Source organism: Agrobacterium rosae, from assembly GCF_002915175.1.
GTDB lineage: Bacteria > Pseudomonadota > Alphaproteobacteria > Rhizobiales > Rhizobiaceae > Agrobacterium > Agrobacterium rosae.
In genome coordinates this window covers 383,753-396,262 of record NZ_NXEJ01000006.1, presented here as the reverse complement: position 1 = coordinate 396,262, position 12,510 = coordinate 383,753, and the positions used below count along the sequence as shown (strand labels likewise).

The window sequence follows — 12,510 nt, the reverse complement described above, 5'->3', positions numbered from 1 at the left end:
TTTTACCGTTAGGTTAGGCATTCTCAGGTCTAAATGCGTGAGTCGCAACCCAACCGGAGACCCACCCCTCACATCCCCCGCACCCGCGGCTCTGCCATCGTCTCCATCGCCAGCGCCGTCAGCGCCCACACCAGCGCATCCAGCCGGTCCGGGGACTTGCCGGAAGACAACCCATCCAGGCCAAAGTCCGTCATCTGGTCCTCAAGCTTCTCAAACCGTCCGGCATGCCGCACCCGGCCCTGCTCGTAGAGTGCGGCAACCGGTTCGGCGCGGGTAAACTTGCCCCGGCTGGCCCGCACCATGGTAATGGGCAGGTTGGCGTCGATGCTTTTCAGCATGGCGCTCACCATCTCGCCGCCCTGGTTGACTTCCGCCACCACCCGGTCGGCCTCGAAGCGATGGTGCGCGGCAACCACGGCGCGGGCCCAGCCCGCCGGTGTCGCGCCCTCGGCGGAACAATCCGCCAGAACCCAGAACCGCCCATCGATGCCGATGCCCGCCACCACGATGCCGCAGCAAGAGCCCTCGCCGCTGCCCGCCGGCGGGTCCACCGCTACGACGATCCGCGCCAGAACATCCGGCCTGTCATCGAAGATCGCTTCGATATCCGCCCGCTTCCACAGCGCATCATCGCGCTGCGCAATCAGCTCGCCATCCAGTTCCTGCCGCCCCAGCCGCGTGCCGCCATACCGCTTCATCATCGCATCGATAAAGCCGGGAGACAGGTTCGCCGCATTGTCGTGCGTGCGCATCCGCACAACACGACTGCTGGGGTCAGCCATCAACGTTTTTAAAAGCGGTATCGGCCTCGGCGTCGTGGTAATCAGCTGCTGCGGCCGGTCGCCAAGGCGAAGGCCGAATTGCAGCATGTCCCAGGTTTCCTGAGCATAGCGCCACTTCGCCAGCTCGTCGGACCAGGCAAAATGAAACTGTGGCCCGCGCAGGCTTTCAGGGTCTTCGGAGGAGAAGATTTGCGCCATCGCCCCGTTCGGCCAAACCAGCCTGCGGCGCGATGCCTCGAAATCCGGCCTTTTGCGTTTGGCGATCCGGCAGATGCCGGATACGCCATCGATCATCACCTCACGCGCATCCCCCAGCGTTTCCGCCACCAGCGCGATGCGCAGATCGGAATGGTCGCCGGTGGAAGCGATGAGATGCACCCATTCGGCCCCGGCACGGGTCTTGCCCGAACCGCGACCGCCGATCAGCAGCCAGTTGCGCCAGTCGCCTTCCGGCTGCTGTTGCACGTGGTTGCCAATCATCCGCCAATCGTTTTTGAGCCGAAACACGTGGTTTCGTTGATGTCTTTCCGCCAGCAGAGCTTCCATACGGTAACGCATTTCCTCTCTGCGGCATGTGGGATCACCACTGATATGATCGGTCAGAACGGCCCGCCCCGCATCATTCCAGCCCGTCAGCCGGTTGCCCTTCCGGCGAAAGACCGGCAGCAACAAGCCTTGCTCGCAATTTTTGCTCGACGAGCTCATCCATCCGCCTCTGGAAGAAGGCGACGGCCTCTTCGTAATCTTGCGTTTCCGCTTCGCTTTCGGCGGCAACCTCACGGTCACGCGCCAGTTGCCGTTGCAGCGTATCGATCTTTTCCAAAGTCCGCACGATCAACGACATGGCATCGGTCGCAGCCTTAACATCTGCCCGCGCACCCTTACCCGCCACCTCATCGGCATCCCCCTCCAGCGCCGCCCCCGCCCCTTCGCGCAATTGGCGAAAGAACCGAAACTGCTCCCGCATCTCAGCGGTCATCTCATTCATCAACCGCCACAACTCGTCGCTCGCCTTGTCCGGCAGCGCGGATTTCAACTCCAGCACCGCAGGATTATCGGCATAAACATGCGTTTGCGGCCACTTGCGGTAAAGCGAGAGGTCTGTCGCGATTGTCGATGTCATGGTTTGCCTGTTGGTGAGAACGTCAAACGTCAGAGCAAGCTCGCCCCCCTCTGCCCTGCCGGGCATCTCCCCCACAGGTGGGGAGATCGGCAGGAGGCAAACTCTCGCCCATCTCCAACCTCGCGAAGAGAGCGAGGGGTCAGCGCCCAGCCAATCTCCCTCCTTGTGGGGGAGATGTCCGGCAGGACAGAGGGGGGTAAAGCCACACCCAAAGGTCCAGCAGCAAAACCGCTACCAACCCCACCCACACTTCTCCGACTATACCCAAACACTACCAAACAACCGTAACGCCGTCAAGGATTAAATTCCTATTTATTTCAAAATTTATTCCGCACCCTTCCTTCCACGCACCTCGCCACCATACTACAGTGCGTCTCCGAACAATCGCGAAGGAAGCAAAATCTTGAGATGGATCAGGCGTTTGGTCATGCCGCTTTCCAGCACCGGCATCGTCGTCGGCACGGTGCTGCTCTGTGCCTCGCTCACGCCATCGCTGCTTCCCCGCACCTTCGTCATGCAGGGTGTTTTGTGCGGATTTTCCTTTGCCATTGGGTATCTCATCGGCGTATTCCTGAAAGATATCGCCATTTATCTCGGCCTGCCGCAGCCTTCGCGGCATGACAAACGCGGCGTTCTCTTCGTCGTCTCGCTGGCGGCCATCGTCGCCGCGGTCGGGTTTCTCTGGCAGGCGGCCACATGGCAGAACTCCATTCGCGCATTGATGGAACTGGAGCCGCTGGATAGCGCCCACCGCGTCAAAACCGGCACCATCGCCATCGGCGTCTCGGCGCTCCTCATCGGTTTCGGACGCCTGTTTCAGATCGTGCGGCGGCTGTTTGCCCTGCGCAGCCGCCGCTTTTTGCCGCGCCCGCTGGCCAATGTCGTCGGCATCGCCGCCGCCGCCGTCATCGCCGTTCTGCTGCTCAACGGGCTGGTGGTCGATGTCGGCCTGCGCTTCATGGATAGCTCGCTGAAACAGGTGGATAGTCTCATCGAGCCCGATGTGCCGCGCCCGTCCGACCCCATGAAAACCGGCAGCGAAGCCTCGCTCATGTCGTGGGAATCGCTCGGTCGCCGTGGCCGCGAATTCATCGCCACAGGCCCGCACAGCGCAGAGATTTCCGCCTTCACCAACCGCCCGGCCATGGAACCCATCCGCGTTTACGCCGGGCTAAATGCCGGTGCCACACCGGCAGAGCGCGCCAAACTCGCGCTGGAAGAACTCAAGCGCACCGGCGGTTTCGAGCGTGAAACGCTTGTCGTCATCGCCCCAACCGGCACAGGCTGGATCGATCCGGAAGCCATTGATACGCTTGAATATTTGCACAATGGCGATGTCGCCACCGTCGCCGTGCAATATTCCTATCTCTCCAGCTGGATCGCGCTTCTGACCGAGCCGGATTACGGCGTGGAAACCGCCCGCGCGCTGTTCGAAGCCATCTACGGCTACTGGACGACGCTGCCCAAGGACACCCGCCCCAAGCTCTACCTGCACGGCCTCAGCCTCGGCGCGCTGAACAGCCAGAAATCGTCGGATCTCTACGATGTCCTCGCAGACCCCTTCCAGGGCGCGCTGTGGAGCGGCCCACCCTTCTCCAGCCCCACATGGCGCATGGCCACCTCAGGCCGCACCTCCGGCTCGCCCTATTGGCTGCCGAAATTCCGCGATTCCTCGGTCATCCGCTTCGCAGACCAGTACACCAACGCCCATATGCCGGATAAGCCGTGGGGGCCGATGCGCATCGTCTATCTGCAATATGCCAGCGATCCCATCACCTTCTTCGAAACCGCCGCCCTCTACCGCCGCCCGGAATGGATGAAGCAACCCCGCGGCCGCGACGTGTCCACCTCCTTCCGCTGGTTCCCCGTCGTCACCGAACTGCAACTGCTCCTAGACGTCGCCGCCGCCACAACAGCCCCCATGGGCTACGGCCACGTCTACGCGCCCGAACACTATATCGACGCCTGGCTGGAAGTGACCCAACCGCAGGGATGGACACCCGCCGAAATCCAGCGGCTGAAGATGTTTTTCAAGGCGAAACGGGGCAGTATCGACCCGGTGTAATGGCCATATCCAAAATGTCGGTCGAAGCCTTGCCGAGATAGGGGAGCGGATGATGATTTCAAGTCGGCATTAGGTTCTTTGATTTGTGCTCTAAGGTAGCTTCCGCTTCGCACCCAATGCGATCATACACAACCTAAAGCTTCAGTATATGATCGCCACCGCATTGATATTATTGTGTAATCGCAATAGGAGAAACACTATGAAGTTCTGTAGCTCTCCCTTGTGCGCAACGTTTTTCTTGCTTTGCTTTTCGAATGCTTGCTTCGGTGGGGAACCCGCATACGGGGCGAAGATACAAAGCTCGGTTGTTGAGGGACAAGCCCTTATCTCAGTGGCCCAAAGAACTCAGGGAGTTTTCGTTCTCGGTTTCGAAGCTGAGGACATGTATTTCCTCAAGACTCTTTCGAGTTCCATAAGCGATAACGCGTTAATTGAGTTCAAACGCGGCGAAGGCGCGCTGGTCGGCGCTAAGCTCGCTCAACTATTATCGTTACATCAAGGTGACGTCTTCACGCTTATTAACCCGACTGGTCAGAGCACATTTATGGGACAGACTCCGCTCGTCATCCGTTATCGTATACTTGGGGTCGTGGACAACAGTTTCTTGACCATGGCGAATGACACCATCTACATCACTCGGACAGAGGCAGAAAAATTCTTGATGCCAACGAGATGAACAAACCGCATCCGAAAGGCTCTAAGTCAATCAGGCGGAAATCTCTCCCCTGCGCAGCCGAGACAATTGTCCTTTCTCCCGATGAAATCGGAAAAATTGATCTCAGTTGTTTTTGCCTTTTGGATAAATAGCTCGAGCGAGCCCAACTCGTTCCTCACCGCGAAATCCGCGTCGACAATATCACCGAAGACAACGTCCGCTCCACCCCATCCAGCGCCCCGATGCCATCGATCAACCGGTCCAGATCGGCAATCGAAGGTGCCGCCAGAATGGCGATCAGGTCGAAGCTGCCGCTGACGGAGTGCAGCGTCGTTACCTCCTTTATTGCCGCAAGCGCAGCCGTCACGCCCGCCAGCGCCTTGGGCGCAATCGTAATCAGCACATGCGCCCGCACCAGCCCGGAAAGATAGGCGTCCGACAGCTTGATGCCGTAACCTGCGATCACACCGTCCGCCTCCAGCCGCTCGATGCGCGCCTGCACTGTGGTGCGGGAAAGGCCGAGCTTGCGCGCCAGTTCTGCCACCGGCATGCGGGCATTGTCCGCCAGCAACGAGAGCAACGCCCGGTCCTTTTCACTCATAGGCATTATGCAAAATCCTTTGGGCAATATGCTCAATTCTAATAACTATTTCGCACATTGTGAAGCTACGAATCGTCTTCCAAATGCGGCATTCTGTTACCTCAACAAAAATCTTGAGGGGACAGCATGAAACACATCGTCATCATCGGCGCAGGCAATATCGGCTCTGCCATCGCATGGATGCTCGCCGTCACAGGCGATTACCGCGTTACCGTCGCGGACCGGTCCGCAGACCAGCTCGCCAATGTTCCCGGCCATGAGCGGGTCGATACGGAGATCGTCGACATCACCGATCGCCTCGGCCTGCAGGCGCTGTTGAAAGACAAATTCGCCGTCCTCTCGGCTGCCCCGTTCCACCTCACTGCTGGCATTGCCGAAGCTGCGGTTGCCGTCGGCACACATTATCTCGACCTTACCGAAGACGTCGAATCCACCCGCAAAGTCAAGAAGCTGGCTGAAACATCAGAGAGTGCGCTCATCCCGCAATGTGGCCTTGCGCCCGGCTTCATCTCCATCGTCGCTGCCGATCTCGCCTCGCGTTTCGATAAGCTGGATAGCGTGCGCATGCGCGTCGGTGCCCTGCCGCAATACCCCTCCAACGCCTTGAATTATAACCTCACCTGGAGCACGGACGGTCTTATCAACGAATATATCGAGCCCTGCGAGGCCATCGTCGAGGGTCGCCTTACCGCCGTACCTGCGCTGGAAGAACGCGAGGAATTCTCGCTCGACGGCATGACCTACGAGGCCTTCAACACGTCAGGCGGCCTCGGCACGCTGGCCGCCACGCTGGAGGGCAAGGTGCGCACCATGAATTACCGCACCATCCGCTATCCCGGCCACGTCGCCATCATGAAAGCGCTGCTCAACGACCTCAATCTGCGCAACCGCCGTGATGTGTTGAAAGACCTGTTCGAAAACGCTCTGCCCGCCACCATGCAGGATGTCGTCATCGTCTTCGTCACCGTTTGCGGCACCAAAAACGGCCGTTTCATGCAGGAAACCTACGCCCACAAAGTCTATGCTGGCCCCGTTTCCGGCCGCATGATGAGCGCCATCCAGATCACCACCGCCGCCGGGATTACCACGGTTCTGGATTTGCTGAATCAGGGCAAACTGCCGCAGAAAGGTTTTGTGAAACAGGAGGATATCGGGTTGGCGGATTTCCTGGCCAACCGTTTTGGGCAGTATTATGCGCCGCGGGAGGGGTTGGCTAAGGTGGGGTAATTCACATTGTAGGCAGCGGGTATGGCTCACCCCCCTCTGCCTTGCCAGGCATCTCCCCCACAGGTGGGGAGATCGAATCGTGGCTACCCCTCAGCCCCTCTCGAGCTTTAAAGATAGAGCGATGGTCCCGAGCCCAGCCAATCTCCCTCCTTGTGGGGGAGATGTCCGGCAGGACAGAGGGGGGTGAGCCACATCCACAACCCTCACTCCTAATCCTCACGTCCCACAAAACGTCCGAAACACCCGCTCGTGCCCCATCGGCGCCTGCATATAAACCGCGAACTCCGGCACCTCCTCAAACGGCCGCGCCGTTGCCCGAACCATCGCATGAAACGGCTCCAGATCGCCATCCTCCACCGCCGCCGCAATCACTTCCTCGATACGGTGGTTGCGCGGAATAACCGCCGGGTTCACCGCCCGCATCGCCTGCGCCCGGTCGCTTTCCGTCGCGCTCTCGCGCCATGTCCGCTGACGCCAGCGGGCCAGCCATTCGTCCGCACCCGCAAGATCGGTAAACATCCCGCGAAACGCCTCGGGGCTACCATCAGCCGCATCGCAAAGCCTGCGAAATGTCAGTGTAAAATCCACCTCGTTTCGCTGCATCAATGCCAACAGATCCTGGACCAACTGCTCGTCAGCATCGTCTTGCGTCGTCAGGCCAAGCTTCTGCCGCATGCCAGAAAGCCAGCGCTTGGGGAAGTCGCTGGCAAACTCGGCGAGCACGCCATTGGCGAGCTCCACCGCCTTGTCGGCATCCTCATCCAGCAGCGGCAACAGGCACTCCGCCAACCGCGCGATGTTCCACTGGGCGATGCCGGGCTGGCTGTTATAGGCATAGCGCCCCTGCGCATCGATGGAGGAAAACACCTTGTTAGGATTATATTCATCCATAAAGGCACACGGCCCGAAATCGATTGTCTCACCAGAGATGGCCACGTTGTCGGTGTTCATCACACCATGGATGAAACCCACCATCAGCCAACGACAAACTAGTTCGCGCTGCCGCTCCGCAATGGCTTGCAGTAACGCAAAATAGGGCTTCTCGGCCTGTTTGACCTCAAGATAATGCCGGTTGATCACATAATCCGCCAGCACCTTGATGGCCGCATGGTCCTCACGCGCCGCGAAATACTGGAACGTCCCAACCCGGATATGGCTCGCCGCCACCCGCGTCACCACGCCTCCGGGCAGACCGGTTTCCCGCTGCACCCGCTCGCCCGTCGCCACTGCCGCCAGCGCGCGCGTTGCGGGAATGCCGAGCGCATGCATGGCCTCGGAAACGATATATTCCCGCAGCACCGGCCCAAGCGCCGCCCGCCCATCACCCCGGCGTGAGAAGCGCGTGGGGCCAGAACCCTTCAGCTGAATATCCCGCCGTTTGCCATTGATATCAATCACTTCACCCAGCAAAATCGCCCGCCCATCGCCCAGCTTCGGAACGAAGTTGCCGAACTGATGCCCCGCATAAGCCATCGCCAAAGGTTCCGCCCCCGGCGGCACGACATTGCCAGAAAAGATCGCCGCCAGACGCGCATCATCCACATCAGCAAGGTCGAGCCCAAGCTCCGCAGCCAGCGGGCGGTTGAACGCAATCAACAACGGTGCCGCCACCGGTGTCGGCAGAGCCGCAGCCGTAAAATGTTCCGGCAGGCGCGCATAGGTATTGTCAAAATGGATCACGGGTTTCTCCCTGTTTCCCCTTATATGGGCGGGTTTACCGCGATATTCCAGCCATAGGGGCTGAAGCCTTTGTTTCCCGCCAATCCCTTCAATTTGACGATAGGTAGCGCTGCCTCTAATACAACTCGATGGCGTCCGATTTTATTCAATTTTTTGTAGATTAAACATAAAATACAACCTGATCCACAAACGATACCATGCTACTCGATATTTTTGTTTTACAACAATTTTTAGGTAAACCTTAATAACGCTTTCCGTGCGAAATATCTTACTAAATTATTTATAATTGAAATTATCTGCCAATCGTAGCACCCTCGTGAAACCTGCCGAATAAGGCGGGAGGGTGATTCGGCTTGGGGACTTTCCAAATGATGATGTCCGTTTTTAGGAGAACAATCGCTGCCTGTGCGGTTCTGCCACTGTTGCAAACAGCCATTTTTGCGGCGGAACGTGCTGAAAAGACTACGGAAACACACGTGCTTCATTATACCTCGGCTGAAGGCTCGCGGCTCATTGCTATATCGAGGCTGCAAGCCCTTCAGCAACCGAAGGCCCTGAATTTTCGGCCTGTTGGCCTTGCCCGTTACGGCTATAGGCCTATGGAGGGCTCGTCGCAGGATTTGACGGTGGGTTTTCCGGTTACGGGTGCCGCTCAACAGCAAATGGCGGGGCTGACCTGCTTCACGTGTCGAATGCCAGAGCGTGCGGTTTCCGCCACCCGGTCCCCTATTGAGAGGGACCCTAAGTCGCTTAACTTCCAAGGTCTTCTGGTGGATGTCAAAACCCAGTTCGCCTCCCTGGGTAAAGGCGCATTCTAGACATATGTGACGCGCCAGGCCGCAGACATCTCGGCTTACTTTGAAGCGGTTGAACTTTAACCTGCCACTTTCGTTGCTATCCTGTCACCGCAATAGAGACGAAAGGATAGTGGAATGAACGATACCGCCTTGCCCGTAGAGATCGAAAGCGCCATTCGCACCATACAAACCGATCTTCCGGTCAATGCCACGTTCCACATCTGGCTGAAGGCAAAAAAGGAAGACGAGCCGGGTTCGGTGTCCTTTTCCAACCACAACGGCAAGTTTGGTGAGGTCTCCACCACCAATCTCGATGAGTATAATTTCCGCATTTATCAGGTCTTCGGCGGCGGTCGCGTCGAGCTGAGCTATGATACCGTCACCACTGCCGTTTCAGTCATGTACTGGTTCATTGCATCGGACGTATTGGAAACCGGTATTACCGTGGTCCACACGAAGCCGGATAATGCCGCCCCCGATCTGCCTGATAGTTACCACTTCCGCCCGCCCTTCGGCTGGATGAACGACCCCAATGGCTTTGGCCGTTTCGAAGGGCGTCCGCATCTTTTTTACCAGCATTACTCCCATGGTCTGCGCTGGAACACCATGCATTGGGGCCATGCGGTGTCTTCGGATTACCTGCGCTGGCGCCATCTGCCGATTTTCCTTTTCCCCTCCGAAGATCTGACGACACGGCCGGACAAGCGCGGCGGTGCCTATTCCGGCTCTACTATTCCGCTGGTGGAAGGAACTGGCATCCGTGTGTTCTTCACCGAACAGGTGCAAGACCGTGTGCCGGAACAGCAGATCCAGCTGACCGCGACCTCGTCCGATCTCATCATGGCCGGCCAGGCGGATGTCATTCTCGGCCACCGCCCGGATGGCCAAGGCCTGACGCCGGATTTCCGTGACCCTTACGTGGTGCGCGGCCCTGATGGCCTATGGAAAATGCTGCTGGGCAGCCAGAGCGATGGTGGCGGCGTCATTCTGCTTTATGAGACGCAGGATCCGACAGCCGCCTCCGGCTGGACCTATGTCGGTAAGCTGTGGGTGGAAACGCGCTACAAGACCACGGCCATTGAATGCCCCTGCCTGCTGCCTCTCGATGGCCCTGCCAATGCCCGCTCCACACGCTGGGTGCTGACCTATGGCCTCATGCACTCGGAAGATGCCGCCACCGGCCGCAAAAACCTGACCATGGCGGATGTCGGCTGGTTCGATGGCAAGACCTTCGTCAAGGAATTCGGGCAGGAGCTGGATTTCGGCACGGATAATTACGCGTTTCAGGCCTTTCTGGATGGTGACACCATCGTCGGCATCGGCTGGTTGGCCAATTGGGCGGATGCGACGCCGGAAATCGACTTCCCCACCGCCATGACCCTGCCGCGCCGCATGCACTTCTCCCACGGCGCGCTGCTGACACCGCCCATCGGTGCCGCAGAAAGCCTGCGCCACCGTATTCTGGACCGCACGCGGCTGGCGGCGGGAGAGCGGGTGGACCTCCAGACGGGTGCTGTCGAACTCCTGTTCGAACTCACCAAACCCGGCCTCCCCTTCGAACTGGAACTCGACCATCCCGGCGTCAAACTCGGCGTCGTCTGCGATGAAACGGGCCTGTGGATTCGCCACGAAGATGGTCGTGAAGGCCCCTCGCCGCGCTATATTTCTGAAGGCGCACGCCCCTTCCGGCTGCGCATTTTCCTCGATTACGGTTCCATCGAAGTGTTCGCGGACCATGGCCGTTATGTCGGCACGAAGCGTATCGAAAGCTTCGAGCCCGTGCGCGCTGCCCACCTGAAAAGCATCGACGGAGCCATCGCACATGCCACGATCTGGGCGCTAAAACAGTAAGCGCTCAGGAACATTCCTGACCCCACACCGTTCTCTGGGTAACAGAAAATATCCAGAGGAGAGCTTCGTGACCAAGATTCAGGAAACCGATCCCATTCTATTTCCGTCTGAAGCCAACGAGAACAAGGGCGAGAAAACCCGCGCCGGTCGCGGTATCATATTCGTCATTGCAGGCGTCGGCATCATGGCCTTCGTCGTCTACTTGGCAATGGTGGTGGTGATGACAACACAGTCGGCATAACGGCAAAAATCTGCTCAATTCCCCCCAACCCGATAGGAAAACCACCATGGACCCGCGCAAGCCCCTCACAGAAAACGAAGATGCCCTCGATCAGGAAATCCTCGACGTCGAGGTCGATGACCTTCCGGAAGACGGCGAACTCTCCCAGCAGATCGAACAGGAACTGCGGGAAGAAGAAGCCGAAACCGACGACGACCCCTACCAGGAAAGCGACGATGCTTTGCCTGACGATGTCGAAGAAAAGGTGTTGGACCGCAATCCGTCCCGCGAAGGCGGGAAGTTTGACGAGGTTTGAAACAACCAGCGCCTCTCAATCTTTGCGGGGCGCTAATTTCGTTGACCCGCAAAGTTCCTTCTTTGCCTCAATCATCATTTCCATGCGCCGATTGCCCTCACTCATGGATAGAAATTGTCCGCATGATCGGGTAACGCGTATCTCTCTAAGCTCGATTTCATAGTCGGTGGGCGCTGGAGCAAGCTTTGCTTCGTGAGGCGTTTCTAAATCTTCTTCCATAGACAGCCGTCTCTCACGTTGGGTCGATCATGCTTACGACCCTCGCGACTATGTCTTGCATTGTCGCATCGTCTAACGTCTCGATATATCTCGCTTTTTTCTGCGCAATCCGCCCCACGATATCCAGGCTTCGGACCTGATTGCACAGTGCGACACCAGTCGTCTTGTGACCCGAAATATTGACTGCCAATCCTGCTCTACGCGTAAACATACCGCCCGTCGTTATGGGGATGACCAGACACAGCCCAACGGCGTTGATCTCTTTCGGCGTTATGACGACACAGCGATGCTCATCCTTCATCTCGTTGCCGACAACCGGATTGAGATCGATGAGAAATACGTCACCTCGTTTCGGCACATTGCTGCGCACCATCACAGTGCCTCTTTACCAACACGCGGAGCGGCGTCCCAAGCCGATGCATCGGCATTCAGCGCCGCCATTTCCTCGGCACCCTCCAGCAACTCCGCGAGCGAATATCGTTTCTTTTGCGTATTGACCGGGCTGGCTACGAGGTTGCCGTTATCGATCTCCAGCGTCATCTCGGAGCCGATTTCGGTTCCCATAAGTTTCAGTAAAGCAGGTGGTATGGTCATCACCGCAGCGCCGCCCTGCCTTCTGATTTTAGTCGTTACCGTCATCGCCTTGCTCCAAATTACCGTTCTGCGTCATCCGGGGTTTGACTCGAAAATCCTGTCGGATCGCGATAAGCATTCAACACGTCGCGCGTGCTACATATGTAGCACATGTCCTATTTTTTGCAATCTCACCCCAGACGTTCAGGGCTGTACCCCACCTCCCGCATCGCCTCCCCAGCCGTCGCGGCATCGCCAGTCACCGTCACACGGTGCATAGACAGTTCGATACCGATTTCCGCGCCGGGGAGCGCTTCTGTCAGGGCGCCCCGTATCGTTTTCTCGCAGTGTCCGCAGGTCATGTCGGGTACGGTAAAGGTGGTGGTTGTCATGTCGATTTC

General features: G+C 58.2%; 15 protein-coding genes. 7 read left to right on the top strand and 8 right to left on the bottom strand.

Annotated elements, in window-relative coordinates:
* Positions 1 to 68: 68 nt before the first annotated feature.
* Positions 69 to 1,328 carry a DNA-packaging protein gene (locus tag CPJ18_RS13160; RefSeq protein ID WP_103659123.1) on the bottom strand — a complete coding sequence of 420 codons (1,260 nt, stop codon included), beginning with the start codon at positions 1,326 to 1,328 and terminating at the stop codon, positions 69 to 71.
* Positions 1,329 to 1,401: 73 nt separating this feature from the next.
* A complete protein-coding gene (locus CPJ18_RS13155; RefSeq protein WP_103659122.1) occupies positions 1,402 to 1,905 on the bottom strand; it encodes a hypothetical protein in 504 nt (167 codons plus the stop codon).
* Positions 1,906 to 2,332: 427 nt separating this feature from the next.
* On the opposite strand from CPJ18_RS13155, the gene CPJ18_RS13150 reads away from it, so the two are divergent.
* Entirely contained in the window at positions 2,333 to 3,970 is a 1,638-nt protein-coding gene (locus CPJ18_RS13150) for an alpha/beta hydrolase (RefSeq protein ID WP_103658807.1), read from the top strand.
* A gap of 199 nt (positions 3,971 to 4,169) precedes the next feature.
* Positions 4,170 to 4,646: an ABC transporter permease family protein gene (locus tag CPJ18_RS13145; protein ID WP_103658805.1), complete on the top strand. Its 477-nt coding sequence runs from the start codon at positions 4,170 to 4,172 to the stop codon at positions 4,644 to 4,646.
* A 154-nt stretch (positions 4,647 to 4,800) separates the two neighbouring features.
* On the opposite strand, the gene CPJ18_RS13140 is transcribed toward CPJ18_RS13145, so the two are convergent.
* A complete protein-coding gene (locus CPJ18_RS13140; protein ID WP_103658803.1) occupies positions 4,801 to 5,232 on the bottom strand; it encodes an Lrp/AsnC family transcriptional regulator in 432 nt (143 codons plus the stop codon).
* A 120-nt stretch (positions 5,233 to 5,352) separates the two neighbouring features.
* Here CPJ18_RS13140 and CPJ18_RS13135 point away from each other — a divergent pair, with 120 nt between their 5' ends.
* The gene (locus CPJ18_RS13135) at positions 5,353 to 6,453 is read left to right on the top strand and encodes a saccharopine dehydrogenase family protein (protein WP_103658801.1); all 1,101 of its coding nucleotides are present in this window, start codon (positions 5,353 to 5,355) and stop codon (positions 6,451 to 6,453) included.
* A 216-nt stretch (positions 6,454 to 6,669) separates the two neighbouring features.
* On the opposite strand, the gene CPJ18_RS13125 is transcribed toward CPJ18_RS13135, so the two are convergent.
* Positions 6,670 to 8,130: a protein adenylyltransferase SelO gene (locus CPJ18_RS13125; protein WP_103659121.1), complete on the bottom strand. Its 1,461-nt coding sequence runs from the start codon at positions 8,128 to 8,130 to the stop codon at positions 6,670 to 6,672.
* Positions 8,131 to 8,609: 479 nt separating this feature from the next.
* Between CPJ18_RS13125 and CPJ18_RS13120 the strand changes: the two genes are divergently transcribed.
* The 4 genes from CPJ18_RS13120 to CPJ18_RS13110 all read left to right on the top strand — a co-directional run bounded on the left by CPJ18_RS13120 (position 8,610) and on the right by CPJ18_RS13110 (position 11,317).
* Entirely contained in the window at positions 8,610 to 8,951 is a 342-nt protein-coding gene (locus tag CPJ18_RS13120) for a hypothetical protein (RefSeq protein ID WP_146258684.1), read from the top strand.
* A 114-nt stretch (positions 8,952 to 9,065) separates the two neighbouring features.
* Entirely contained in the window at positions 9,066 to 10,781 is a 1,716-nt protein-coding gene (locus tag CPJ18_RS13115; protein WP_103658797.1) for a GH32 C-terminal domain-containing protein, read from the top strand.
* A 67-nt stretch (positions 10,782 to 10,848) separates the two neighbouring features.
* Positions 10,849 to 11,022 (top strand): hypothetical protein, encoded by a 174-nt coding sequence (locus CPJ18_RS26825; protein WP_167397894.1) that lies wholly within the window; start codon positions 10,849 to 10,851, stop codon positions 11,020 to 11,022.
* A gap of 46 nt (positions 11,023 to 11,068) precedes the next feature.
* Positions 11,069 to 11,317 carry a hypothetical protein gene (locus CPJ18_RS13110; protein WP_103658795.1) on the top strand — a complete coding sequence of 83 codons (249 nt, stop codon included), beginning with the start codon at positions 11,069 to 11,071 and terminating at the stop codon, positions 11,315 to 11,317.
* Between the two features lie 15 nt (positions 11,318 to 11,332).
* Here CPJ18_RS13110 and CPJ18_RS26595 read toward each other — a convergent pair whose 3' ends face one another.
* The 4 genes from CPJ18_RS26595 to CPJ18_RS13095 all read right to left on the bottom strand — a co-directional run bounded on the left by CPJ18_RS26595 (position 11,333) and on the right by CPJ18_RS13095 (position 12,501).
* The gene (locus tag CPJ18_RS26595; RefSeq protein ID WP_146258683.1) at positions 11,333 to 11,536 is read right to left on the bottom strand and encodes a hypothetical protein; all 204 of its coding nucleotides are present in this window, start codon (positions 11,534 to 11,536) and stop codon (positions 11,333 to 11,335) included.
* 13 nt (positions 11,537 to 11,549) lie between these two features.
* A complete protein-coding gene (gene mazF, locus CPJ18_RS13105; RefSeq protein WP_077119224.1) occupies positions 11,550 to 11,909 on the bottom strand; it encodes a type II toxin-antitoxin system toxin MazF in 360 nt (119 codons plus the stop codon).
* Positions 11,909 to 12,175 carry a type II toxin-antitoxin system antitoxin MazE gene (gene mazE, locus CPJ18_RS13100; RefSeq protein ID WP_077119222.1) on the bottom strand — a complete coding sequence of 89 codons (267 nt, stop codon included), beginning with the start codon at positions 12,173 to 12,175 and terminating at the stop codon, positions 11,909 to 11,911. The genes mazF and mazE overlap by 1 nt, the downstream gene beginning before the upstream one ends.
* A gap of 125 nt (positions 12,176 to 12,300) precedes the next feature.
* Positions 12,301 to 12,501 carry a heavy-metal-associated domain-containing protein gene (locus CPJ18_RS13095; protein WP_103659120.1) on the bottom strand — a complete coding sequence of 67 codons (201 nt, stop codon included), beginning with the start codon at positions 12,499 to 12,501 and terminating at the stop codon, positions 12,301 to 12,303.
* Positions 12,502 to 12,510 lie beyond the last annotated feature (9 nt).

What these genes read in the sequence shown, in the direction of transcription:
- CPJ18_RS13095 (WP_103659120.1), bottom strand. Translation starts at nt 12,501, where the DNA reads ATGACAACCACCACCTTTACCGTACCCGACATGACCTGCGGACACTGC.
- CPJ18_RS13115 (WP_103658797.1), top strand. Translation starts at nt 9,066, where the DNA reads ATGAACGATACCGCCTTGCCCGTAGAGATCGAAAGCGCCATTCGCACC.
- mazE (WP_077119222.1), bottom strand. Translation starts at nt 12,175, where the DNA reads ATGACGGTAACGACTAAAATCAGAAGGCAGGGCGGCGCTGCGGTGATG.
- CPJ18_RS13150 (WP_103658807.1), top strand. Translation starts at nt 2,333, where the DNA reads ATGCCGCTTTCCAGCACCGGCATCGTCGTCGGCACGGTGCTGCTCTGT.
- CPJ18_RS13155 (WP_103659122.1), bottom strand. Translation starts at nt 1,905, where the DNA reads ATGACATCGACAATCGCGACAGACCTCTCGCTTTACCGCAAGTGGCCG.
- mazF (WP_077119224.1), bottom strand. Translation starts at nt 11,909, where the DNA reads ATGGTGCGCAGCAATGTGCCGAAACGAGGTGACGTATTTCTCATCGAT.
- CPJ18_RS13110 (WP_103658795.1), top strand. Translation starts at nt 11,069, where the DNA reads ATGGACCCGCGCAAGCCCCTCACAGAAAACGAAGATGCCCTCGATCAG.
- CPJ18_RS13140 (WP_103658803.1), bottom strand. Translation starts at nt 5,232, where the DNA reads ATGCCTATGAGTGAAAAGGACCGGGCGTTGCTCTCGTTGCTGGCGGAC.
- CPJ18_RS26595 (WP_146258683.1), bottom strand. Translation starts at nt 11,536, where the DNA reads ATGGAAGAAGATTTAGAAACGCCTCACGAAGCAAAGCTTGCTCCAGCG.
- CPJ18_RS13135 (WP_103658801.1), top strand. Translation starts at nt 5,353, where the DNA reads ATGAAACACATCGTCATCATCGGCGCAGGCAATATCGGCTCTGCCATC.
- CPJ18_RS13145 (WP_103658805.1), top strand. Translation starts at nt 4,170, where the DNA reads ATGAAGTTCTGTAGCTCTCCCTTGTGCGCAACGTTTTTCTTGCTTTGC.
- CPJ18_RS13160 (WP_103659123.1), bottom strand. Translation starts at nt 1,328, where the DNA reads ATGGAAGCTCTGCTGGCGGAAAGACATCAACGAAACCACGTGTTTCGG.